Here is a 20,539-nt window from a genome sequence, read left to right as displayed (position 1 = left end):
ACGCGAGGCGCGACCCGTTGGGCCGCGCCTCATTCTTTTCCACGGGCGATTTTTGCACCGTGAGCCCCGGAGCCCGCTGTGGCGGCTGGCTCAGACGGATTCGGGGACCTCGGCGTCCACCAGTTCGGTGATGACGGTCGAGCTGCGCTCGAGTGTGCGGTGCACCGGGCATTTGTCCGCAATCTCCAGCAGGCGCGCACGCTGGTCGGCGTCGAGTTTGCCGGTCAGTGTGATGCGCCGCTTCCAGGTGTCGATCTGTTCGCCGACGGCGGTTTCGGCATCCTGCGCATGCACCTTGTTGTGGCTGACGTCCACGGAGACATGGGCCAGCGGCCAGCCCTTGCGGCGGGCGTACATGCGCAGGGTCATCGAAGTGCAGGCCCCAAGGCCCGCCGAGAGAAAGCCGTAAGGGCTCAGGCCCTTGTTGGTGCCACCATAGGCCAGCGGTTCATCAGCCAGCAGGTGGTGGCCATCAGACGACGTAATGTCGGTGAGATACCCGTCAGGATCCGCCTCCGAGACCCGCAGCACCCCTTCCGGCGCCCCGGGCGGCGGCGCGGGCGGCATCAGGCCGATATAGCGGCGGACCCAGGTGGCGATCACGTCCGCGGCGTATTCGGCATCGTCGGCGCGGGTAATCAGGTGGTCGGCGCTGTCGAGGGTGACGAAGCTCTTGGGGTGTTTCGCCGCCATGAAGATCTCGCTGGCGTTGTCAATGGAGACGATCTCGTCCCGCGGCGCGTGCAGAACCAGCAGGGCCGCCTGCAAGGTCGCAATCGCCGGGGTGAGCGCCTCCGAAGACACATCCTCGACAAACGCCTTGCCGATGCGGAACGGGCGCCCGCCGAGCGTGACCTCTGCCGCGCCCTGTTCCATGATGTCGGGCAGCGCGTCCGCGAAGTTATGGGTGACGTGCCCGGGATCGGAGGGCGCGCCCAGCGTCGCGACAGCCTTCACGGTTTTCAGCTCCGCAGCCGCCTTCAGAACCGCAGCCCCCCCAAGCGAGTGGCCGATCATCAGCGCCGGCGTCATCCCGCGCTTGGTCAGATAGGCGTTGGCGGCGATGAGATCATCCACGTTCGATGTGAAAGAGGTATTGGCGAATTCACCCTTGGAATGGCCGAGCCCCGTAAAGTCGAAGCGTAGCACGGCGATCCCCATCGACGCAAGGCGCGCTGCGATCCGACGCGCGGCGGGGATGTCCTTGCCGCAGGTGAAACAATGGGCGAAGAGCGCGGTGGCCAGATGCGGGCCGTCGGGCAAATCCAGCCGTGCAGCAAGCTCCGAGCCATCGTGGCCGGAGAAGGTGATCCGTTCTGTGGGCATGGCAGCGCTCCTTTGTATCTCCAGAGTGGGGCGCGGGGGTGCGCCATGCAAGAGGTGTGACAGAAGGATCACGGGGAGGTGACGGTCGGAGGCCGGGCGGAAAGCCGCCAACCGGTAGAAACAGGGTCCGAATGCGCTTTCCCAGGCACAGGCTCCGGCTTATCCCGAAGGCTCTCATACATGACAAAAGCAGGAGACCTGAGGCAATGACCCTTTTGAGATGGGTGGCGCTCTGCGCCCTTTTTGCAGGCAAAGCCATAGCGCAACCAACTGATATCTCGCCCTTTGTTGCGGAGGCGGGGGGCGAGAACGCGCGCGTCGTGATGCGGGTTGAGCGGCTGTCGGACGGGCATGAGTGGTCGAGCAACCCGGAGCGGGCAAATGAGCGGTTTCAGCCCGCGTCAACCTCGAAAATCCCGCATACGCTGATCGCGCTGGAGACCGGCTTTGCCGGCCCCGAGACGGTCTTTGCCTGGGACGGCAAGCGGCGGACGTTCGAATCGTGGAATGAGGATCAGACGCTGACACGCGCTTTCCAGCGCTCGGCTGTCTGGGTCTATCAGGAGATTGCGCGCGGTCTGGGCGAAGAGGTGATGTCCGAGTGGCTGGCTGCATTCGACTACGGCAATGCGGAGATCGGCGGCGCGCAAGACCTGCAGCAGTACTGGCTGCGCGGACCGCTGGCGATCAGCGCCGACGAGCAGCTGGCCTTCCTCGCCCGTCTCGCCCGGGAGGACCTGCCGCTGTCAGCCGAGACCTACGCGAAGGCCCGTGAGATCATGCTGGCCGAGACGCAGGAGGACGCCCGGCTCTATGCCAAGACGGGCTACAATCTGCGCGAGGGGCAGGATGACCTGGGCTGGTACGTGGGCTGGGTGGAGGATGGCGCAGAGATATATGTCTTCGCGCTGAACATGGACCTGCCGGGCTTTGACAAGGCGCCCGAGCGGCAGCGGCTTGTGCGCCATGTGCTCGATCGTCTGGAGATCTTCGCCGCGGGCGAATGAGGCGGCGTTGGCAGGGCAGCGATGGGGAGGCGGCGCTCAGGCAAGCGCCGCCGTCTCTTTTTGTGTCGAGAAGAGAGCCTTGAGCGCCACCAGCTCCGCCGGGCGCAGCTCGTGCCCGCCCTCGTGGATTTCGGTGCGCACCTCCGCCCCCTGAGCCTCGAACCAGTCGACAAGCCGTTCCGTCAGCGGCCAGGGGCAGATCGGATCATGCCGCCCGGCCGAGACGAGGACCGGCGTGCCCTGCAACTCCGGCACCGGGTCGGGCGCCCAGGGGATCAGCGGATGCAGCAGCCCGATCCGGTCGAAGAGCTCCGGCTGCGCCATCGCGACGGACGCCAGAATGTTGGCGCCATTCGAATACCCGAAGGCATAGACCCGGTGGCCGGGGTGGTGCGCCTTCTGCGCAGCCACATAGGCGGCCATGCGCTGCGTGCGCTGCGCGAGGTCCGGCATGTCATAGACACCCTCGGCGGTCCGGCGGAAGAACCGCGCGGCGCCATGCTCGGACACATCGCCCTGCGGGGCAATCACCCCGGCGCCCGGCATAATCTGGCGCGCAAGCGCGTGCATCTCAGCCGCGTTGCCGCCTGTGCCGTGGAAGGCAAAGATCACCGGTTGGCCGGGGTCAGGGGCCGTGACCGGCCCCCGATAGAGATCGACTGACATAAGGGTCTCCTCAGGCTGCGATATCGGGCAGAAGGCTTTCGATCTTGGCGCGATGCGGCTCGTAGCGCGTGGGCAGCTTCAACGCCTCGCCCAGATGGGCGGTGTCCTCGTCGCGGTCGAAACCGGGCTCGTTGGTTGCAATCTCGAAGAGCACGCCGCCGGGGGTGCGGAAGTAGATCGCCCAGAAATAGTCGCGGTCGATCACCGGCGTGACCTGGTAGCCCGTGTCCATCAGGGCCGCGCGCACCTTGAGTTGTGCGGCCCGGTCTTCCACCGCGAAAGCGATGTGGTGCACCGACCCCGCGCCCTCTGTGGCGGCCGCGCCATCGGGGACCTGCTCCACATCGAGCGTGCTGGCCGCATTGCCGCCCTCGATCCCGTAGCGGGTGACGCCATCGGCGCTGTCGATCTTCTGATAGCCCATGAAGCTCAGCAGCTCATCGGTGGCCGCGGTCTCGCGCAGGCGCATCCGCGCGCCGTGGAAGCCGAAGATCCCGTGATCGTCTGAGATACCGCCACCGGTCCAGGTGCTGCGCCCCTGTGGTGCGGCCTCGACCAGCGCGAAGCCGTCGCCGTCCGGGCCGTCGAACACCAGGCGCGTCTCGCCGAAGAGCGTGGTGTGCTCCAGCCCGGTCACGCCTTGCGCGGCCAGACGGTCGGCCCAGAAGGGCAGGCTGCCTTCGGGCACCGCAAATTCGGTCACGCCGACCTCCCCCACGCCGCGGCTGCCGCGGGGCATCCGGCCGTAGGGAAAGGTCGTCATCACTGAGCCCGGAGTGCCGACCTCATCGCCGTAGTAGAGGTGGTAGACATCGGGCGCGTCGAAGTTCACCGTCTTCTTGACGCGCCGCAAGCCAAGCGTGCCGGTGAAGAAGTCGTTGTTGTCATTGGCATCCCCGGCCATGGAGGTCACGTGATGCAGGCCTTTGATCTCTGTGAGCATGATGGAACATCCTGTGCTGTGTGAGCGGTTGCGATGAAGATAAGCTCCTGCACTGTTGTTGGGAATAGACAGTGTCTTGCACTCACTATTGCGCTTGATGCAATAATGATCGGATGGACGAGCTCAGACCCATCCGCGTGTTTCTCGAAGTGGCCGCACAGCGCAGCTTTGCGGGTGCTGCGCGTCGGTTGCGCATCACCCCGGCCTCGGTCACGCGGATCGTCGCGCGGCTCGAGGCGGAGTTGGGCCAGCAGCTTCTGACCCGCACGACCCGGCAGGTGGCGCTGACGAGCGCAGGGGCACTTGTGGCGGCGCGGTACCAGCCGCTTGTGCAGCAGTTCGACGGCATCGCACGCGAGATCCGGCGCGCGGGCCTGCCGGACCGGGGCGCGCTGAAGATCAACGCGCCGGTGTCCATGGGGGTGCGGCTTCTGCCGGGGTTGGTCGAGAGCTTCCGGGTTGCCTATCCCGACATCGCGCTCGACATCCAGATGACGGACGCGCTGGTGGATATCATGCAGGAGGACTGCGACCTCTCGATCCGGATCTCGCGCCCGCCGACCGACAAATCGACGATCTGGCGCAAGCTCTGCGAAGTGCCGCGCTATGCGGTTGCGGCGCCTGCGCTCTTCGACCGACTGCCGCGCCCCGAGCATCCGGAGGCGCTGCGCCCGCAGTATGCGCTTTCCTATGGTACGGGTGGGCAGCCGGAGACCTGGGTGTTTCGCAAGGGGGCCACCCGGCGTGTCGTGCGCGCCGGCACCGAGATTGTCTCGAACAATGGCGATCTGCTCTACTTGCTCGCTGCCGCGGGAGCGGGGATCGCGGTGCTGCCGGGCTTCATCGTGGCGGAAGGGCTCGCCAGCGGCGCCGTCGAGCGGCTCTTCCCCGACTGGCAGGTGGAGCCCTTGTGGCTGACACTCTACTATCCGCCCTATGAGCAACTGCCGCCGCTGGTGGCGACCTTCACGGAGTTTTTCGAAGCCTATCTGCGCCAGATCGAGGGGCTGGAGTTCGCCGCGGCGGAGGGCTAGCCACACCATGTGCCACTGGCATGCCATGTCGGACGGCGCATATCGGTCAGCTTTCCCGATTTTGGTGCAAACCGCCTCCGTTTGGCGAACCCGACGCGTCGGCTGTTGCTGATCTGCCAGAAATATGGGCGGCCGTGAACGAAATCCGCTCAGGGCCGGTCGTGTTGGCGCCCGCGGTGCCCGGTCAGCAGAGCCTTGTCGCGTTGCAGAGGAAGACCAATCACAGCCGGGCGAGCCGGGACCTGGGGCGCCTTGCGCGTCAGGCGGCGGGGCAGGTGGTGCAGCGGGCCTCGGAGTACGACGCGGTGCTTCCGGCGCATGTTACCTACGGTGAAAGCTACGACTGTTCTGCGGACGACGGGCCAGCCGGCGATGATTCACCGATCACCATATTATTCGCGAGAAAAAGCTAGGGGATGTGACGGCGCAGGTTAAGGATCTCATTGATGATGTCGCGGACAACCCCGAGGCCGCAGGGGCGGACCAATTCAACGCTGCGCGAGAAAGCCACGTGAGGAGTCGCGGAAGGTCTGGTTGGCCACCCGCGCGCGCAATTTCAGCCATTTTGCCAATGGCGCATATCGGCTGAATGGGCTGACGTTGAATGAGCGTGACGTGAGGGCTGTGATCGCGGAGCATGGCGCCAACCATGACAGTCTGCATGATGAGTTTCTCAAGCTCTGCTTGCCGCAGCCAAAGACCCAGTTCGACGACGGGTTGAAGAGCATCGACACATTCCCGAAGACGGCAATGAAGGATAAGTTCCTCCTGGACGTACTGGCGCCGCCTCACACGCCGGGCAACGTCTTGAAGATTGTCTTCAAGCCACCGCTGAACAAATGTTACTAGAGGTCCGAGCAGCGGATCGACGACCCCGGCTGGGCTCGTCGATCGGGCGGTGGTCCGAAGCGTTCACGAAGACGCTGCGGCCCAAAGCTCACGACCATGAGGCGAACCTGTTCAAGATCATCGACAGTTATGCGCTCGAGGACGATGACCTTGACGAGATCAGCCTCTCAATTCGCCGGAACGCAGGCAATATCCACCGCAGGCCCAAATCCAGTGCCCGCCTTGGGGCGGATGCGGCAGACTTCAACAAGTGGCTGGATGATGGCGGCTCCGACTTCGAGGTGGCGGCGGCCAATCTGGTTGAGGCAAGGCACTTCGAAGCGCTCGTTGAACTAAACAGTATGATCAATGATTTTCGTGGCGTTGCAATCGACACCGGTGATGCGGCGGCCATGAACGCCAAGCTGGAGGATGCGGCGGCGCTGATAGCCGCCATGGAGGCGGTGGCTAAGCGGGGTCTGACGCAACTCAATGCCGCCGCCTGGACGCGGGCGGGTGGTGGAGAGGTCCGGATGATTCAAGACCAGAACCGGCGTCAGGCCGCCGAGGCCTTGGACGCCTTATCGGACTGACGGCGTGTCGTCCACGCGCGACGCTCCATCCTGATCCGAGGAAAGAACGGCCCGCCCCTAGCGGTCTAATCGCCCCGTCAGGGCCGCATCGAAGGGGTAGGAGGTCAGGTTCTCGTAGCCGTCCTCGGTGATCAGCACCTGATCCTCGAGCTTGATCGAGAAATCGCCACCCACCTCGCCCGCGAGTACCTCGACACAGAGCGTCATGCCCGGCTCCAACGGGTAGTCGTAGGCACCCGGGACTGCCTTGTCGGGGTAGGCGACAAGCGGCCACTCGTCGCAAAGCCCCACGCCATGCATCAGACAGCCGTATTTCTGCGCCTGGAACTTGTCATCAAGCACGTGGCAGTTGGCCGTCAACTCAGGGATCATTACGCCCGGTTTCAGCATCTCCATATTGGTGCGAATGTGCTCGATGCTGTGCTGCATCGCATAGATCATGTCGGGGCGCGGGGCCTGATCGCCGATCCACCAGCTGCGCGAGATGTCGGTGCAGATGCCATAGGCGCCCACCAGGTCCGTGTCGAAAGAGATGATCTCGTTTTGCCGGCAGACGCGCGGCCCGCATTCCTGGAACCAGGGGTTGGAGCGGGGCCCCGAGGCCAGCAGCCGCGTTTCGATCCATTCGCCGCCGCGGCGAATGTTCTCGGCGTGTAGCACCGCCCAGATGTCATCCTCGCAGGTGGTGCCGTCGCCCACATGGGTGCGGGCGAAGTCCTCCATCGCATACATCGCCTGTTCGCAGGCGTGCATGGCGCAGCGCATCGCCTTGATCTCGTCAGGACCCTTCACCGCGCGCGCCTTCTCGGTCACCTCCTCGCCCTCCATGATCTCGAAGCCGAGGCGTTCGAGGCTGCGCAGCCCGTGCAGCATGATCTTGTCAACGGCAAGGCGGCGCAGGCCCGGGGCGTGATCTTGCAGCAAGATCCGGATCTCGTTGGCGAAGACGTCGGCCTGCTGGCCCGTCTTATCACCTCGGTCGAAGTAGAAGAGGTCGGCGCCCGCGCGCTGCTCGCGCACCAGAGGGTTGAATTTGCTCAGGAAGGGTGAGTTCTTGTAATCCCACATTACCATGTAGCCATCCGCGCAGAGCAGCACCGCGCGGAAGGGGTTATGCGTGTTCCAGAGCTGCATGTTGGTGCTGTCGGTGGCATAGCGGATGTTGAGCGGGTCGGTCATCAGAAGCCCCGCGTAGCCGCGCTCGACGATGTGCTGCGTGAGCCGCGCGTGGCGATAGGCGCGCATTGCCGGCAGGTCGGGCAGGGTGAGGCCGGCGGCCGCCCATTCGGCGAAGGCGAGCTGCGTGGGGCCGATCTCGATCCGGTCCTGATCGTTCGGGGTGCCGTCGCCGAGCAGCGCGCCGCGGCTGGGGTCGATCTTGCGGGTGTCGCTGAAGTGCTGGTTCATCGCCGGTGGTCCTGTCTGTGCCGTATGGTCAACTTGCGCCCGATTCGTGGCCGAGGGATGCTTGTCTGCGACATCGCGCAGCGTCGTTTTTTGAAGGCGGCATGGGGATTGGGGCTTAGGCTTTGTCATGGTTGAGATTTTGCAGACATCGATTCCAGATGAGATGCTGGAGGCGCGGGGGCTGCCCGGGGTGCAGCCACTCCGCGAGCCCTGGTTGCGGGTGGATGACGCCTATGCGGCGCAGATGGCGCACCGGCGCGCGCTGATCGCCAAGCGGCGCGCGGAGGTCTACTGGCAGGACCCAGCGGCGGAGACAGCCGCCCAGGAGGTGCTGGCGGAGGCGCTCGGCCTGCTGCCCGGGCTCGGATTCGCGGTCGACGGGCGGCGGTGCATCTGTCCCGACGGAGACGTGGTTGACCTTGAGAGCGACGCGCCGCTCGTGGTGCTGGGCCGGCTGGTGCAAGAGGACATCTGCATCCTGGAGAAGCGCGGGGCTGAGCATGTGCTGGTGGCGGCCTGCCTCTGCTTCCCGGCGAGCTGGCGGCTGCACGAGAAGGTAGGCCGGCCGCTCATCGGCATCCACGACACCGTGCCCGAATATGACGATGGGATCGCCCGGCGGGTGCAGCGGCTCTTCGACGGGGTGCAGGTGGGCCATCCGCTGTGGCGGTTCAACCGGCTCTGGTATGATGATCCGGAGCTCTTCCAGCCGCGCTCGGCCCTTTCGCCGCGGCGGATCGCGCCAGAGGAGGCCGCAGCACCCTATCAGCGGGCGGAGCGGCAATGCATCCTGCGTCTGCCGCAGAGCGGGGCGGTGGTCTTCTCGATCCACACCTATGTGGTGAGACCCGGGCGCCGCTAAGGGCGCCCGGTGAGCTTAAGGCTTCGTCCAGTGATCGTGCAGCACCATCTGAGGAGCGCCGTCCGAGGTCTTCTGCGGGCTGCGGCCTGTTGCATCGAGCGTGCAGCTGATCTGGCGCCGCAGGCTGGAGAACTGGCGCGATGCAACCACATCGACCGCCTCGTCAAGCCGTAGCGTCAGGCGCCAGTGCGTTGGCCCGCGCCGTTCGGCGGCACGGATTTCACCGCGGACCGGGTGGCCCAGATACCGGCCCGAGACCCGCTGACCCACCTGCCAGACGGGCGCGGGCGCGCTGCCGGCCCGGGCGCAGAGCGTGTTCCAGTCGCGCGCACCCCATTGATGCGCGATGGCTTCAAGCGCGGCACTGTGTGAGAGTGTGAGGCCTGTCTCGGCCAGTTTTGTCCGCAGACGCCGGGCCTGGGCCTTGAGGGCGTCGCGGGAGGGAAGAGCGATGTCCATTGTCGTCTCCATCGGGTCGCGGAAGAGGGCGGGTGTTCGCATTGCCGGCACCGATGCGCGACCCCTCGGGATCGACGGTTGAGACAGAAGATCCGCGGCTTCACCAGATGCGAACGGCAGGTGCACGGAAGGACCTGCGCGCGGTCTACGCCGTCTTTGCGGCTCTGACAAGGGGCCGGTTTGCGGCTCTGACAAGGGGCCGGCGGCGGGTCAGCTGATCAACGCAAGATCGTCTTCGCCCAGATCCTGCCGGGTGGCGAGGCTGCCCGGGGCCTGTCCGGCGAAGGTCTGCGCAATATCGGCATAGAGCGTGCTGCTGTCGAACCACCAGCGGTGCGAGCGTGCCTTGCTGCGCTTGCCGGGGGGGACGTCGCGCAGGTATTGCGGGGTTGCGTTCACATCGAAGTGCGTCTTTTCGGTGATGCTGGGCAGCCCGTCGCGGCCCACGCGCTTGCGGAAGCCGTCGGTGAAGGCCGAGATCGGCAGCACCCGGTCGCCTTCGCTGTAGTAATTGGTGAAGCGCCGGGCGCGGTGGGAGAGCAGCAACGCGCCCCAGGCGCCCTTGCCGAGCCAGTTCCGGGCGACATCGCCCGAGAGGAACGCAACCTCATTGGCACGCCAGGCGCTCGCCCCCGGACCCGCCGCGTCATCAAAGTTTGAGAACCCGCGCAGGATCACATAGGCGCCCATGGAATGTGCGATGAGGTTGATCTTGGGACGCGGCGACATCGCCAGCAGGGGCAGTATCCCGTCGCTGACCAGGAAATGTGCGGTGTCCTTCACGCGGTTGCGGTCCTGGTCGTAGGAGAAGACCTTGCCGTCACTGGGCCAGTCATAGCCGATCACGGCCCCGCGATTCCCCTGAGCGCGCAGGCCATTTTTAATCTTGTCGAGGCGGCGCAGCATGTCGATCTGGTCGGTGTTGAACCCGTGCACATAGATGGTGATTTCGTTTGAGCTGGCCTCATGCTTCACCTCGCGCAGCCAGTCGGACTGGCTGATTGCACCCCCGCTCCAGCGGCCGCGGCTGTCGGGGCCATTCGTGATCTGGACGAAGCGGGTAAGGGCGGCGGGGTTGTTGGTGAATTTCTTTTTGGCGGCATTGTACGTACGGCGGGTGAAAAACAGCGTCATCAAAAGGTCTCCGGAAAAATACGTCATTCAAATATGGTGAATGATGCACCAAAACCGGGAAAATTCAAAACCGCGTTTGGTTTTCCCGGTGTTCAGCGGCGAGCGCCCGGTCCGGCTGGGCCGGACCGGGCGCTCATTCTCTTCCAGTCGACGCCCGCTGGGCGGGCGGGCGCTGGTGGTGGGCAGGGGCGCCCTGCAGACAGAGTGGTGCAGGTCGAATCCACAGAAAGAAGGCGCGGAGGGTGTCCGCGCCTTTCCATACATTCCAAGGGGGCCGGACCGCAGGTTTTCTGCGAAAACCAACTTATCCGGCTCAGTTGCTAGAGGCCCTTGGCCTCTAGCAACTGTAATACATCCCGAATTCCACCGGGTGTGGGGTGTGCTCGTAGGTTTCGATCTCTTCCATCTTGAGCTCGATGTAGCCCTCGATCTGGTCCTTCGTGAAGACGTCACCGGCCAGCAGGAAGTCCATATCGGCCTCCAGCTCTTCGATCGCCTCGCGCAACGAGCCACAGACGGTCGGGATGCCGGCGAGCTCTTCCGCGGGCAGGTCATAGAGGTTCTTGTCCATCGCCTCGCCCGGATCGATCTTGTTCTTGATGCCGTCAAGACCGGCCATCAGAAGTGCTGCGAAGCACAGATAGGGGTTCGCCGAGGGGTCGGGGAAGCGGGCCTCGACGCGCTTGGCTTTCGGGCTTTCGGTCCACGGGATGCGCACGCAGCCGGAGCGGTTGCGCGCGGAGTAGGCGCGCAGAACAGGCGCTTCGAAGCCTGGGATCAAGCGCTTGTAGGAGTTGGTCGACGGGTTGGTGAAGGCATTGAGCGCTTTCGCGTGCTTCAGGATGCCGCCGATGTACCAGAGTGCCTCATCCGACAGATCGGCGTATTTGTCGCCCGCGAAGAGCGGCTTGCCGTCCTTCCAGATCGACATGTTGCAGTGCATCCCGGTGCCGTTGTCGCCCGCGATGGGCTTGGGCATGAAGGTGGCCGATTTGCCGTAGGCGTGCGCCACGTTGTGGATCACGTATTTGTACTTCTGCAGCTCGTCCGCCTGTTTGGTGAGCGAGTCGAAGATCAGGCCCAGCTCGTGCTGGCACGAGGCGACCTCGTGGTGGTGCTTGTCGACCTTCATGCCGATGCGCTTCATGGTCGACAGCATTTCGGAGCGCAGATCTTGCGACTCGTCGGTGGGGTTGACCGGGAAGTAGCCGCCCTTGACGCCGGGACGATGCCCCATGTTGCCCATCTCGTAGTCCGTATCGGTATTCCAGGATGCGTCAATTGCATCAACTTCGTAGGATACCTTGTTGATCGCACTGGAAAACTTGACGTTGTCGAAGAGGAAGAATTCGGCTTCCGGCCCGAAGTAGGCCACATCGCCGATCCCCGAGGACTTGAGGTACGCCTCGGCCTTCTCGGCTGTCGAGCGCGGGTCGCGTTCATAGGCCTCGCCCGTGTCCGGCTCGACGATGGAGCAGTGCAGGCAGACGGTTTTTTCCGCGTAGAACGGATCGACATAGGCGCTGTCCACATCGGGCATGAGCTTCATGTCGGAGGCTTCGATGGACTTCCAGCCGGCGATGGAGGAGCCGTCGAACATGAAGCCTTCCTCAAGGAAATCCTCGTCGACCTGGTCGGACATCACCGTCACGTGCTGCAGCTTGCCACGCGGGTCGGTGAAGCGGATGTCGACGTAGGCCACGTCCTCATCCTTCATCATCTTCAGAAGCTCTTTGCTCATTCTTCCTATATCCCTCTTGGTTGGAATGATGTGTCTTGCGCGCGTCAGAGCGCGTCAGATCCGGTTTCGCCGGTGCGGATCCGAATGGATTGCTCGACGGGCGTGACGAAGATCTTGCCGTCGCCGATCTTTTCGGTCTTCGCCGCGCCCACGATGGCGTCGATCGCCGCATCGACCATATCGTCGTCGAGCACGATCTCGATCTTCACCTTGGGCAGGAAATCGACCACATACTCGGCACCGCGGTAGAGCTCGGTATGGCCCTTCTGGCGTCCGAAGCCCTTGACTTCAATGACCGAGAGCCCCTGGACACCCACTTCTTGCAGCGCCTCTTTCACCTCGTCGAGTTTGAACGGCTTGATCACCGCTTCGATCTTCTTCATGGGGGCCTCCCTCGCCAGTGTTCCTCAGGGTTCAGATCATTTCGCACTGGAGCGGTCCATGGATTGGCGTAAACTGCCTTTGGTCCGCTGCAGATTTGGCAAACATGCGCCCAATCTGCAGGCAAAACGCATAAAAAGTAATCACAAATGAATCGGAAGGCGCAAAAATGGCCGAAATCCTGACGGCAGCCGAGATGCGTTCGCTCGAAAAAGTGGCGATGGAGTCGGGGCGCGTGACCGGTCTGGAGCTGATGGAACGGGCCGGTCAGGGCGTGTGCGACGCGCTCTTCGCGCAGTGGCCGGCGCTTCGGTGGGGGCCGCATCGCGCGGTGGTGCTCTGTGGGCCGGGCAACAACGGGGGGGACGGCTTCGTGATCGCCAGAGTGCTGGCCGAGCGCGGTTGGCTGGTCGAGGTCTGCCTGCTGGGCGACCCCACGAGCCTGCCGCGCGATGCGCAGGCGAACCACGACCGCTGGTGCGCAGCGGGCCACGCGGTCGTCCCGCTCGGGCCGGGATGTATCACGGGCGCGGTCGATCTGCTGGTCGACGCGCTCTTCGGAACTGGGCTGACCCGACCGGTGACGCTCGATCTTGCAGGCTTGATGACAGCGGAGGCTGAGATCGGGCATCGGGTTGCGGTGGACATCCCCAGCGGGCTTTGTGCGGACAGCGGGCGCATTCTTGGGGCGGCGCTGGCGGCCGATCTGACAGTGAGCTTCCAGACCGCCAAGCGCGGGCATTATTTGGCGGATGCCGGTGAGGTCTGCGGCGCGCTCCGGGTCGTGGACATCGGGTTGGGGCCGTGGCTGGACGATCGTGCGGCGGTCGCACCCGCGCAGCTCATCGGCCTGCCCTTGGAGGCGCTGGCAAAGCGTCGGGGGCACAAGTTTTCGCATGGGCACGCGCTGGTGCTGACCGGCGGAGCGGGGCGCACGGGGGCGGCCCGGTTGGCTGCGCGCGGGGCGTTGCGGGTCGGTGCAGGGCTGGTGACGCTGGGCGTGCCGCCGGCAGCCCAGATGGAGGTCGCCCAACAGATCACGGCGCTGATGCTGCGGCGGATTTCGGACGCATCCGATCTGTCGGCGGTTCTGCGAGACAGCCGGATCACCGCGGTCTGCCTGGGCCCCGGCCTGGGCCTCGATGAGGGTGCTGCGGAGAAGATCGCAGCCGTCCTGGCGTCGGGCAAGCCCGTGGTGCTCGATGCCGACGCCTGCACGCTGATCGGACAGGACCCGGCGCTCTTCGATGCGCTGCACGGGGGGTGCGTGTTGACGCCGCATGGCGGGGAGTTCGCACGGCTCTTTCCGGACGTTGCCGCGCGGCTGGAGGCTAAGCCCGACCGCGGGCCGGCCTTCTCGAAGATTGATGCGGCGATGCAGGCGGCGGACCGGGCGGGCTGCTGTGTGGTGTTCAAGGGACCGGACACGGTGGTGGCTGGGGCCGATGGCAGCTGCCGGGTGAATCCGCCCGAGGCGGCGACGGCCTGGCTGGCCACGGCGGGCTCAGGCGATGTACTGGCGGGGTTTGTGACCGGGCTGCTGGCGCGCGGTCTCGCGCCTGTGGAGGCGGCGGCGGCGGCTGTGGCGCTGCATGCAGGCTGCGCACGCCGCTTCGGCCCAGGCCTCATCGCCGAGGATCTGCCCGAGACCCTGCCGGCGGTGTTTCGCGATCTGGGTCTCTAGGCCGCGGGCCGCACCGCGGGCCCGGGAGCGGTGTCCGCGGTGCCGAGGTTCAAGCCGTCCGCAAAGAGGATTTGCGGCATCGGACAGAAGAGCCGGTAGAGCGTGACCAGTTGCTGGCCAAGGTCACGGACGAATTCACCGTCGACGAGTTTCTGTGCCGGGACCAGAGCGCTCGGCTGGCCGAAGACTGCTGTCGCGCGCCAATCCCGCAAAAAGATCATCTGATCCGCGGTCAGCAAGGCATCGCGGTCGGTCCGGCTGTGTCCGAGGGATCCGGCGATGACATAGACGCAAGGCACCAGCGCGCTGATCACATCTATTCGGGTGAGCGGCAACGCACCACCGCGGGTAAGCACATGATCGCCCACCCGCAGTGCCTCAACGCAGCGTTCACCTTTGAGCGTCAGAACCTGCGCGCCCGAGATCAGACCGGCATGGCCGGCAGGCTCTGCGGCGGTACAGAAGGTACTGCTGGAGCGGGCCCTGCTGCGCCCGGCCGTTCTCGGCTTCATTGGTCTGCCTCCTTGACGTGACCTCTGGCCCGAGTGAACACCGATTATGATAACGTCTTGTTAAAATGCGGGATCATTTTGCACTCGCACTGCGGCGGAGGGTTTGCTAAGCAGCCCGCCAACCGGGTTGCGATCCGGCCTGCGTGCGGGTGTGGCGGAATTGGTAGACGCACCAGATTTAGGTTCTGGCGCCGCAAGGCGTGGGGGTTCAAGTCCCTTCACCCGCACCACAGCTGCCCAAGTGCCGGTACGAGCCGGGCGACCGGTGGTTCAGGCGCGTGTCGCTTAGGGGCCTGTACGGCGGTCTCGACGAAGTTGTCCCAAAAATGAACAAATTTTGTCCCAAAAACGCACCACTTTCGGCGGCATGCCATAACCAGTTGTTAAGATTTTCCAGCCAAATGCGGCGGAATGTCAAATTTTAGACGAGGTGTGCGAAATGTTTAGGCGAGTTACGGAGAAATGCGCGGTCATTCTGATGGCGGTCGCCGTTGCGACGCCGGTGTATCTCGGGCAGGCGCCCGCGGTCTCGGCCGAGACCACGGCCGAGAGCAACGCGGGCACCCGCATCAACCTGGCCGGACGCCAGCGTATGTTGACGCAGCAGATGGCCCGCAACGCTTGCCTTGTCATGGCCGGCGTGGATCCCGAGCGGTTCGTCGCCAAGACCGAGACCAACGTGCAGCAGTTCAACGATGTTCTGGCTGCGCTGCGCTATGGGGACGAAACTCTGGGGCTGCTGCCGGAAACCAACGCGGAGGTGCTGGCGGCCCTCGCTCGGGTCGAGGCGCTCTGGGCGACGCTTGGCCCGGCCGCGCGGCAGGTTGCGGCGGGCGACTTCCACTCTGTGCCGATGGCGCAGCTGATCAACATGAACATGGCGACGCTCGCGGAAATGCACGCGGCGGTGCTGACCATTCAAACCGCCCACCAGACCGACAACATCCCCGCAGGCTTGCTCAAGACCGTTCAGGTCGCGGGGCGTCAGCGCATGCTGACGCAGAAGATCTCGAAAGAGGTCTGTTTCGCGATCATCGGGCTGGGCGACCTTGGCAGCCGGGAGCTGGTGGAGACGACCATGCGCGACTTTGACAGTGCCATGGCCAAGCTGATGGGCGGATCGGAGGAGGACGGCATCATTGCCCCGCCGAGCGACGCGGTGAAACGCCAGCTGGAGCTGACGAACGGCACCTGGATGGAATTCAAGGCGTTGGTCGCGGCGATCTCGGACGATACTGACGTCGATCATGCGACCCGTGTGCAGCTGGCCAATATCAGCGATCAGGTTCTGAAGGAAATGAACCAGGCCGTGGGTCTCTACGTCGAGTAGCGATTTGGCAGCGCTCGGGCCGCTCAGCGGCGATCCGGCGAGAAGGCGCAGCGCACATACGCGGTATTAACACTTGCCGGATAGAAGATGCCCATGATGGCAATAGGGTGTCCAATGCGATATCTGGTCTATCCGGTGCAACTGACGGCGATTTGTCTGCTTCTGCTGGGCAGCGGTGCGGCCTTTGCCGATGCGCAGGCGCAGCATGCAGACGCGCTTGCACGGATCAAGGCAGCCGCACACCAGCGCGCTTTGTTCCAGACCATGGCCAAGTCGACCTGTTTCCTGATGGCGGGTGTCGCGCCGCAACTTCAGGCCGAGCAGGCCTTCATCGCTTCCATGATGTTCGATGACAACGCCGCAGCGCTGCGGTCGGGGCAGGGCGAGGGCATTGCGGGTCCGGAAAGCGACCCGGTCATCCTCGCCGGGCTCGACGGTATCGATACGCAGTGGGCCACCTTTGCGCCGGCCTCGCGGCAGGTGATGTCTGGTGACTTTCATGCCATTCCCGTTCAGCAATTGATCCGGCTCGATCCGGTCGTGTCCAGCAATCTGGAAGCGCTCGTCGAGCAGGTCGCCGAAACCTATCGCACCCGGCTCGTCACCCGGCAGGAGATGGTCCGCACGATCAGCCAGGCCGCTGGCCAGAGCATGCTGGTGCGCAAAGCCGCCAAGGCGCTGTGCTACATCGGCATTGACCTCTCGCAAGCTCGCATGCGCGATGAGCTCGCTCACGCCATCGACAGGTTCGAGACCATCCTGACGGCGATGGAATTCGGCGATTTCGACCTCGAAATCGTGGATCCGCCGACCCTTGCGGCGATCAAGCAGGTGATGGAGATGAAGGATGTCTGGACGCGGCTGCGCCCGCTCCTGGAGCGCGGCCTGGGCGATCAGCCGGTGGGGCGTGAGACTCTGACCGAGGTCGCGGCCCTGACCGACGAGATGGCCGGTTTGACCGACGGCATGGTGGCGCTTTATCTGGAGCAATGACGCCGCAAGCGGGACTTCGGCTGGGTTTTTGCCGACCCGCTCCGCCTCTGGCCCTATTCGGCCTTGCACCGCTGCCGACACACCAATAGAAGGGCGCAAATTTCATGCCCGCGCCGGCCGGCGCGCCCTAGTTCTATGGAGCACACATGCAGGTCACCGAGACGCTGAATGAAGGTCTGAAACGCAGCTATGCCATCACCGTGACAGCGGCCGAGCTGGACGCCAAGGTCAACGAGAAACTGGCCGAAGCGCAGCCCGAGGTGGAGATGAAGGGCTTTCGCAAGGGCAAGGTGCCGATGGCGCTGCTGAAGAAGCAGTTCGGGCAGCGCGTCATGGGCGAAGCGATGCAGGAAAGCATCGATGGCGCCATGTCGGAACATTTCGAGAAATCCGGCGACCGGCCCGCGCTGCAGCCCGAAGTCAAGATGACCAACGAGGACTGGAAAGAGGGCGACGACGTCGAGGTCTCGATGTCCTATGAGGCGCTGCCCGAAATCCCGGAGATCGATTACGCCAAGATCAAGCTCGAGAAGCTGGTGGTGAAGGCGGAAGACGCCGCCGTCGACGAGGCGCTCGCGAACCTCGCCGAGACGGCGCAGGACTTCAAGGCGCGCAAGAAGGGTGCCAAGGCCAAGGACGGCGATCAGGTCGTGATGGATTTCGTGGGCAAGGTCGACGGCGAGGCTTTCGATGGTGGCTCGGCCGAGGATTACCCGCTGGTGCTGGGCTCGAACTCCTTCATTCCGGGCTTCGAAGCGCAGCTGGTGGGCGTGAAGGCCGGCGAGGAAAAAGCCGTCACCGTGACCTTCCCCGAGGATTACCAGGCCGAGAACCTGAAGGGCAAGGAAGCGACCTTCGATTGCACCATCAAGGAGGTGAAAGAGCCAGTCGCCGCCACGATCGATGACGAGCTGGCGAAGAAATTCGGAGCCGAAGACCTCGAGGCGCTGAAAGGCCAGATCTCGGAACGCCTGGAAGCCGAATACGCCGGAGCCGCGCGGGCGGTGATGAAGCGTGGGCTGCTCGATGCGCTGGACGGGATGGTCGATTTCGATCTGCCGCCGTCACTGGTCGAGGCCGAAGCCAAGCAGATCGCGCATCAGCTCTGGCACGAGGACAACCCGGACGTGGAAGGGCACGACCACCCGGAGATCGAAGCGACCGAAGAGCATGTGAAGCTGGCCACGCGCCGCGTACGTCTGGGCCTGCTGCTGGCCGAGATCGGCCAGAAGGCCGAGGTTGAGGTCACCGATGCCGAGATGACACAGGCGATCATGGCGCAGGCGCGCCAATACCCTGGCCAGGAGCGGCAGTTCTTCGAATTCGTCCAGCAGAACCAGCAGATGCAGCAGCAGATGCGCGCGCCGATCTTCGAGGACAAGGTTGTCGACCACGTGTTCGAACAGGCGACGATCAAGGAGAAGACCGTCTCGAAAGAAGATCTTCAGAAAGCCGTCGACGCGCTGGAAGACGAATAGCGTCCTTTCGGGGAGGAGGGACGAGAGGGGTCGCTGCATAAACCAGCGGCCCTTTTTTCATGATCAGCCGGGGCGCAAGCCGGTCTCGACCAGCATGCCGCGCCGCTTCGCCTCGTAGTAATAGCCGCGCGCGTACCACATGATGGCGGTGTCGTGATCGCCATCCGACAGCAACCAGGCGCCGCGCAGGTACCGCAGCGCGTACTTCAGGTTGGTTTCCGCATCGAGCAGGTCGTTGGGTTGACCCCGAAAGCCCATCGTGCGGGCGGTCTCGGGCAGGATCTGCAGCAGCCCATAGTAGGGACCACTCCGCGCCCAGGGCCGGTGGGTGCTTTCCCGGATCGCGAGCTTGTGCACGAGAGGGCGCGGCAGCTCGTAGAGATCGGCGTATTCGTTGATGAGCTGCCGAAGCTCGGGGGTTTCATTGGGATAGAGCGGTGGATCGAAGGCCGCGGGCTCCGGTGTGCTGCAGGCTGCGAGCGCGCAGGCGGCGAGCAGAATGGATCGGCGGGTGAACATACGGAGGCGTCCTGTCATCTGGGCATCTGCCGGGCGGATAAACCGCGCCCTGCAGGTGACATCAAGGGCGCCGGCCTGCGATGGGCGGCGGCTTGCTCATCCCGCGCTCAGCTCAAGGTGCGACAGGACGAACTGCGCGCGCTCCGCCGGGGGTGTTCGAGGGAGCGTGATGGCCTCGTGACCCAAGGCATCGAACGCGCGGCACAGCCGGTCATACTCGGCAACGGCCTCGTCGAAGCTATGCCGCCGGTCCGCGTCGCCCGCGAAAATCTCGGGCCAGGGCGGCGCAAGAAAGACCGTGTGCGCGTAGGGGCTGGGTGTCTTCAAAACGCTGTGCAGGGGAACGCCGGTCAGGTGGGCCCGCGCGGCGGCCGCATCGATGAGACCGCGATCGAAGAAGACCGGCCCGGCTGCGCCTCTGGCCACGCGCAGGTCCTGCTGCGCAAGCTCGAAGGTCTTGGCGATGAAGGCGGACATATCGCGCCAGGGCAGCGCCGTGCCGCCCACACGCCGCTCAGCGGCCACGACCCGCCGACCCGGTTCGGGGATACCGTCAAAGCCGAGGCCCTGCAGGGTTGCGAGCAGTGTGGACTTGCCGCCGCCCGAGCAGCCGGAGATGAGAATGAAGCGGGTCATGTGGGCCTTAGACAAAACTGCGCCAGGGTGACCCCACGTCGTGCGGCTCGGTTGATGTGGGTCAAGATGTGCGTGCGGCGCTGCGGATACTTAACGCCTATCACGCAAGAACAAGGTAACGACAATGAAGACATGGATACAAGCGCTGCTGTTGATCGGATCGTTGGGCCTGGTCGCCTGCACCCAGCCCGAAACCTATCCGATCAGCGGCGAGACCTGCGGACCGGACGACCCGGTTCTGGATTTGGATGCTGCCGACTGCGGGACGCCCGGGCTGATCTGAGCCGCGGCGAAGGCCATAAAAAAAGGCCGGTTGCAGATGCGACCGGCCTTACCTGGTTCACTCACGGGGAGGATCAGCCGCGGCCGGCTGTGTCCTCCTGATCGCCCGAGGCGGGGTCTTCTTCGCTCTCCTCGGCCACGGCCTCGGCGAGATCCGCGTCGTCGGAGGTGGCGGCGCCGATATCATCGAAGAGCTCCGCGATTTCGAATTCGGCGGCGGCTTCTTCCTCGGCGGCCAGTTCCTGGATGGATTTGCCGGAGGCTTGCAGCTCGGCTTCCTCTTCGGAGCGGGCCACGTTGAGCTCGATGGTGGCGTCAACTTCGGGGTGCAGTACGACGGTGACCTTGTGCAGGCCCAGCTCCTTGATCGGCTGCAGGACGACCTGCTTGCGATCGATGGAGAAGCCGGCCTCGGTTGCGGCTTCGGCTGCGTCACGGGTGGTCACCGAACCATAGAGAGAGCCCGCGTCGGAGGCGGACCGAATCACGATGAACTGCTGCCCATCGAGTTTCTCGGCCAGCGCTTCGGCTTCTTTCTTGGTTTCTAGGTTGCGCGCTTCGAGCTGGGCTTTCTGCTGCTCGAAGGCTTCGATGTTGGCCTTGGAGGCCGACAGCGCCTTGCCTTGCGGCAGCAGGAAGTTGCGGGCGTAGCCGGGTTTTACATCGACGACTTCGCCCATCTGGCCCAGTTTCGCAACGCGTTCGAGAAGGATAACTTGCATGG

Annotated in this window: 23 protein-coding genes and 1 tRNA gene; 12 read left to right on the top strand and 12 right to left on the bottom strand. The window is 64.5% G+C overall.

Annotation, left to right across the window (positions count from 1 at the left end; all coding sequences use genetic code 11):
- Positions 1 to 90: 90 nt before the first annotated feature.
- Positions 91 to 1,326 carry a bifunctional alpha/beta hydrolase/OsmC family protein gene (locus MUB52_RS07065; RefSeq protein WP_263843491.1) on the bottom strand — a complete coding sequence of 412 codons (1,236 nt, stop codon included), beginning with the start codon at positions 1,324 to 1,326 and terminating at the stop codon, positions 91 to 93.
- 206 nt (positions 1,327 to 1,532) lie between these two features.
- Between MUB52_RS07065 and MUB52_RS07060 the strand changes: the two genes are divergently transcribed.
- Positions 1,533 to 2,333 carry a penicillin-binding transpeptidase domain-containing protein gene (locus MUB52_RS07060; protein ID WP_263843490.1) on the top strand — a complete coding sequence of 267 codons (801 nt, stop codon included), beginning with the start codon at positions 1,533 to 1,535 and terminating at the stop codon, positions 2,331 to 2,333.
- Positions 2,334 to 2,369: 36 nt separating this feature from the next.
- Here MUB52_RS07060 and MUB52_RS07055 read toward each other — a convergent pair whose 3' ends face one another.
- The gene (locus MUB52_RS07055; RefSeq protein ID WP_263843489.1) at positions 2,370 to 2,999 is read right to left on the bottom strand and encodes an alpha/beta hydrolase; all 630 of its coding nucleotides are present in this window, start codon (positions 2,997 to 2,999) and stop codon (positions 2,370 to 2,372) included.
- 10 nt (positions 3,000 to 3,009) lie between these two features.
- On the bottom strand, positions 3,010 to 3,942 hold the full coding sequence (locus MUB52_RS07050) for a VOC family protein (protein WP_263843488.1): 933 nt from the start codon (positions 3,940 to 3,942) through the stop codon (positions 3,010 to 3,012).
- 113 nt (positions 3,943 to 4,055) lie between these two features.
- Here MUB52_RS07050 and MUB52_RS07045 point away from each other — a divergent pair, with 113 nt between their 5' ends.
- The 4 genes from MUB52_RS07045 to MUB52_RS07030 all read left to right on the top strand — a co-directional run bounded on the left by MUB52_RS07045 (position 4,056) and on the right by MUB52_RS07030 (position 6,397).
- Positions 4,056 to 4,976: a LysR family transcriptional regulator gene (locus MUB52_RS07045; protein WP_263843487.1), complete on the top strand. Its 921-nt coding sequence runs from the start codon at positions 4,056 to 4,058 to the stop codon at positions 4,974 to 4,976.
- 134 nt (positions 4,977 to 5,110) lie between these two features.
- Positions 5,111 to 5,389, top strand: a complete 279-nt coding sequence (locus MUB52_RS07040) for a hypothetical protein (protein ID WP_263843486.1) — start codon at positions 5,111 to 5,113, stop codon at positions 5,387 to 5,389.
- Positions 5,390 to 5,510: 121 nt separating this feature from the next.
- Complete coding sequence (locus MUB52_RS07035; protein WP_263843485.1) at positions 5,511 to 5,825, top strand: hypothetical protein; 315 nt, start codon at positions 5,511 to 5,513, stop codon at positions 5,823 to 5,825.
- Positions 5,816 to 6,397, top strand: coding sequence for a hypothetical protein (locus MUB52_RS07030; protein ID WP_263843484.1), 582 nt, complete (start codon positions 5,816 to 5,818; stop codon positions 6,395 to 6,397). Before MUB52_RS07035 ends, MUB52_RS07030 begins: the two co-directional genes overlap by 10 nt.
- 57 nt (positions 6,398 to 6,454) lie before the next feature.
- Here the strand turns inward: MUB52_RS07030 and dddP are convergent, their stop codons facing one another.
- The gene (gene dddP, locus MUB52_RS07025) at positions 6,455 to 7,804 is read right to left on the bottom strand and encodes a dimethylsulfonioproprionate lyase DddP (protein WP_263843483.1); all 1,350 of its coding nucleotides are present in this window, start codon (positions 7,802 to 7,804) and stop codon (positions 6,455 to 6,457) included.
- 127 nt (positions 7,805 to 7,931) lie between these two features.
- On the opposite strand from dddP, the gene MUB52_RS07020 reads away from it, so the two are divergent.
- Positions 7,932 to 8,666: a heme-dependent oxidative N-demethylase family protein gene (locus tag MUB52_RS07020; protein WP_263843482.1), complete on the top strand. Its 735-nt coding sequence runs from the start codon at positions 7,932 to 7,934 to the stop codon at positions 8,664 to 8,666.
- 15 nt (positions 8,667 to 8,681) lie between these two features.
- Here the strand turns inward: MUB52_RS07020 and MUB52_RS07015 are convergent, their stop codons facing one another.
- The 4 genes from MUB52_RS07015 to MUB52_RS07000 form a co-directional block, all read right to left on the bottom strand.
- Entirely contained in the window at positions 8,682 to 9,125 is a 444-nt protein-coding gene (locus tag MUB52_RS07015; protein ID WP_263843481.1) for a glyoxalase superfamily protein, read from the bottom strand.
- Between the two features lie 210 nt (positions 9,126 to 9,335).
- A complete protein-coding gene (locus MUB52_RS07010) occupies positions 9,336 to 10,259 on the bottom strand; it encodes an alpha/beta fold hydrolase (protein ID WP_263843480.1) in 924 nt (307 codons plus the stop codon).
- Between the two features lie 337 nt (positions 10,260 to 10,596).
- Positions 10,597 to 12,000 (bottom strand): type I glutamate--ammonia ligase, encoded by a 1,404-nt coding sequence (gene glnA / locus MUB52_RS07005; RefSeq protein ID WP_263843479.1) that lies wholly within the window; start codon positions 11,998 to 12,000, stop codon positions 10,597 to 10,599.
- Between the two features lie 44 nt (positions 12,001 to 12,044).
- On the bottom strand, positions 12,045 to 12,383 hold the full coding sequence (locus MUB52_RS07000; RefSeq protein ID WP_263843478.1) for a P-II family nitrogen regulator: 339 nt from the start codon (positions 12,381 to 12,383) through the stop codon (positions 12,045 to 12,047).
- Positions 12,384 to 12,550: 167 nt separating this feature from the next.
- On the opposite strand from MUB52_RS07000, the gene MUB52_RS06995 reads away from it, so the two are divergent.
- On the top strand, positions 12,551 to 14,065 hold the full coding sequence (locus MUB52_RS06995; RefSeq protein WP_263843477.1) for an NAD(P)H-hydrate dehydratase: 1,515 nt from the start codon (positions 12,551 to 12,553) through the stop codon (positions 14,063 to 14,065).
- Here MUB52_RS06995 and MUB52_RS06990 read toward each other — a convergent pair.
- A complete protein-coding gene (locus MUB52_RS06990) occupies positions 14,062 to 14,577 on the bottom strand; it encodes a Hint domain-containing protein (protein ID WP_263843476.1) in 516 nt (171 codons plus the stop codon). The genes MUB52_RS06995 and MUB52_RS06990 overlap by 4 nt on opposite strands.
- Positions 14,578 to 14,722: 145 nt before the next feature.
- Here MUB52_RS06990 and MUB52_RS06985 point away from each other — a divergent pair.
- The 4 genes from MUB52_RS06985 to tig all read left to right on the top strand — a co-directional run bounded on the left by MUB52_RS06985 (position 14,723) and on the right by tig (position 18,378).
- Positions 14,723 to 14,807 (top strand) — tRNA-Leu (locus MUB52_RS06985).
- Positions 14,808 to 15,016: 209 nt separating this feature from the next.
- Positions 15,017 to 15,907: a type IV pili methyl-accepting chemotaxis transducer N-terminal domain-containing protein gene (locus MUB52_RS06980; protein ID WP_263843475.1), complete on the top strand. Its 891-nt coding sequence runs from the start codon at positions 15,017 to 15,019 to the stop codon at positions 15,905 to 15,907.
- Positions 15,908 to 16,021: 114 nt separating this feature from the next.
- Positions 16,022 to 16,900, top strand: coding sequence for a hypothetical protein (locus MUB52_RS06975; RefSeq protein WP_263843474.1), 879 nt, complete (start codon positions 16,022 to 16,024; stop codon positions 16,898 to 16,900).
- A gap of 146 nt (positions 16,901 to 17,046) precedes the next feature.
- Positions 17,047 to 18,378 carry a trigger factor gene (gene tig / locus MUB52_RS06970; RefSeq protein ID WP_263843473.1) on the top strand — a complete coding sequence of 444 codons (1,332 nt, stop codon included), beginning with the start codon at positions 17,047 to 17,049 and terminating at the stop codon, positions 18,376 to 18,378.
- A gap of 63 nt (positions 18,379 to 18,441) precedes the next feature.
- Here the strand turns inward: tig and MUB52_RS06965 are convergent, their stop codons facing one another.
- Both MUB52_RS06965 and MUB52_RS06960 read right to left on the bottom strand, forming a co-directional pair.
- Positions 18,442 to 18,897, bottom strand: coding sequence for a lytic transglycosylase domain-containing protein (locus MUB52_RS06965; protein ID WP_263843472.1), 456 nt, complete (start codon positions 18,895 to 18,897; stop codon positions 18,442 to 18,444).
- Positions 18,898 to 18,993: 96 nt separating this feature from the next.
- Positions 18,994 to 19,533: an AAA family ATPase gene (locus MUB52_RS06960; protein WP_263843471.1), complete on the bottom strand. Its 540-nt coding sequence runs from the start codon at positions 19,531 to 19,533 to the stop codon at positions 18,994 to 18,996.
- 124 nt (positions 19,534 to 19,657) lie between these two features.
- Here MUB52_RS06960 and MUB52_RS06955 point away from each other — a divergent pair, with 124 nt between their 5' ends.
- On the top strand, positions 19,658 to 19,816 hold the full coding sequence (locus MUB52_RS06955; protein ID WP_263843470.1) for a hypothetical protein: 159 nt from the start codon (positions 19,658 to 19,660) through the stop codon (positions 19,814 to 19,816).
- Between the two features lie 73 nt (positions 19,817 to 19,889).
- On the opposite strand, the gene rplI is transcribed toward MUB52_RS06955, so the two are convergent.
- The gene (gene rplI, locus MUB52_RS06950) at positions 19,890 to 20,537 is read right to left on the bottom strand and encodes a 50S ribosomal protein L9 (RefSeq protein WP_263843469.1); all 648 of its coding nucleotides are present in this window, start codon (positions 20,535 to 20,537) and stop codon (positions 19,890 to 19,892) included.
- Positions 20,538 to 20,539 lie beyond the last annotated feature (2 nt).

Origin of the sequence: Roseobacter sinensis, from assembly GCF_025755255.1 — a bacterium.
Taxonomy (GTDB): domain Bacteria; phylum Pseudomonadota; class Alphaproteobacteria; order Rhodobacterales; family Rhodobacteraceae; genus Roseobacter; species Roseobacter sinensis.
This window is presented reverse-complemented; position numbering and strand designations above follow the sequence as displayed.

Bases quoted from the DNA above. Each gene is read 5' to 3' on its own strand.
- MUB52_RS07065 (WP_263843491.1), bottom strand. From the start codon at position 1,326: ATGCCCACAGAACGGATCACCTTCTCCGGCCACGATGGCTCGGAGCTT.
- MUB52_RS07060 (WP_263843490.1), top strand. From the start codon at position 1,533: ATGACCCTTTTGAGATGGGTGGCGCTCTGCGCCCTTTTTGCAGGCAAA.
- MUB52_RS07055 (WP_263843489.1), bottom strand. From the start codon at position 2,999: ATGTCAGTCGATCTCTATCGGGGGCCGGTCACGGCCCCTGACCCCGGC.
- MUB52_RS07050 (WP_263843488.1), bottom strand. From the start codon at position 3,942: ATGCTCACAGAGATCAAAGGCCTGCATCACGTGACCTCCATGGCCGGG.
- MUB52_RS07045 (WP_263843487.1), top strand. From the start codon at position 4,056: ATGGACGAGCTCAGACCCATCCGCGTGTTTCTCGAAGTGGCCGCACAG.
- MUB52_RS07030 (WP_263843484.1), top strand. From the start codon at position 5,816: ATGTTACTAGAGGTCCGAGCAGCGGATCGACGACCCCGGCTGGGCTCG.
- dddP (WP_263843483.1), bottom strand. From the start codon at position 7,804: ATGAACCAGCACTTCAGCGACACCCGCAAGATCGACCCCAGCCGCGGC.
- MUB52_RS07020 (WP_263843482.1), top strand. From the start codon at position 7,932: ATGGTTGAGATTTTGCAGACATCGATTCCAGATGAGATGCTGGAGGCG.
- MUB52_RS07015 (WP_263843481.1), bottom strand. From the start codon at position 9,125: ATGGACATCGCTCTTCCCTCCCGCGACGCCCTCAAGGCCCAGGCCCGG.
- MUB52_RS07010 (WP_263843480.1), bottom strand. From the start codon at position 10,259: ATGACGCTGTTTTTCACCCGCCGTACGTACAATGCCGCCAAAAAGAAA.
- glnA (WP_263843479.1), bottom strand. From the start codon at position 12,000: ATGAGCAAAGAGCTTCTGAAGATGATGAAGGATGAGGACGTGGCCTAC.
- MUB52_RS07000 (WP_263843478.1), bottom strand. From the start codon at position 12,383: ATGAAGAAGATCGAAGCGGTGATCAAGCCGTTCAAACTCGACGAGGTG.
- MUB52_RS06995 (WP_263843477.1), top strand. From the start codon at position 12,551: ATGGCCGAAATCCTGACGGCAGCCGAGATGCGTTCGCTCGAAAAAGTG.
- MUB52_RS06990 (WP_263843476.1), bottom strand. From the start codon at position 14,577: ATGAAGCCGAGAACGGCCGGGCGCAGCAGGGCCCGCTCCAGCAGTACC.
- MUB52_RS06980 (WP_263843475.1), top strand. From the start codon at position 15,017: ATGTTTAGGCGAGTTACGGAGAAATGCGCGGTCATTCTGATGGCGGTC.
- MUB52_RS06975 (WP_263843474.1), top strand. From the start codon at position 16,022: ATGCGATATCTGGTCTATCCGGTGCAACTGACGGCGATTTGTCTGCTT.
- tig (WP_263843473.1), top strand. From the start codon at position 17,047: ATGCAGGTCACCGAGACGCTGAATGAAGGTCTGAAACGCAGCTATGCC.
- MUB52_RS06965 (WP_263843472.1), bottom strand. From the start codon at position 18,897: ATGTTCACCCGCCGATCCATTCTGCTCGCCGCCTGCGCGCTCGCAGCC.
- MUB52_RS06960 (WP_263843471.1), bottom strand. From the start codon at position 19,533: ATGACCCGCTTCATTCTCATCTCCGGCTGCTCGGGCGGCGGCAAGTCC.
- MUB52_RS06955 (WP_263843470.1), top strand. From the start codon at position 19,658: ATGAAGACATGGATACAAGCGCTGCTGTTGATCGGATCGTTGGGCCTG.
- rplI (WP_263843469.1), bottom strand. From the start codon at position 20,537: ATGCAAGTTATCCTTCTCGAACGCGTTGCGAAACTGGGCCAGATGGGC.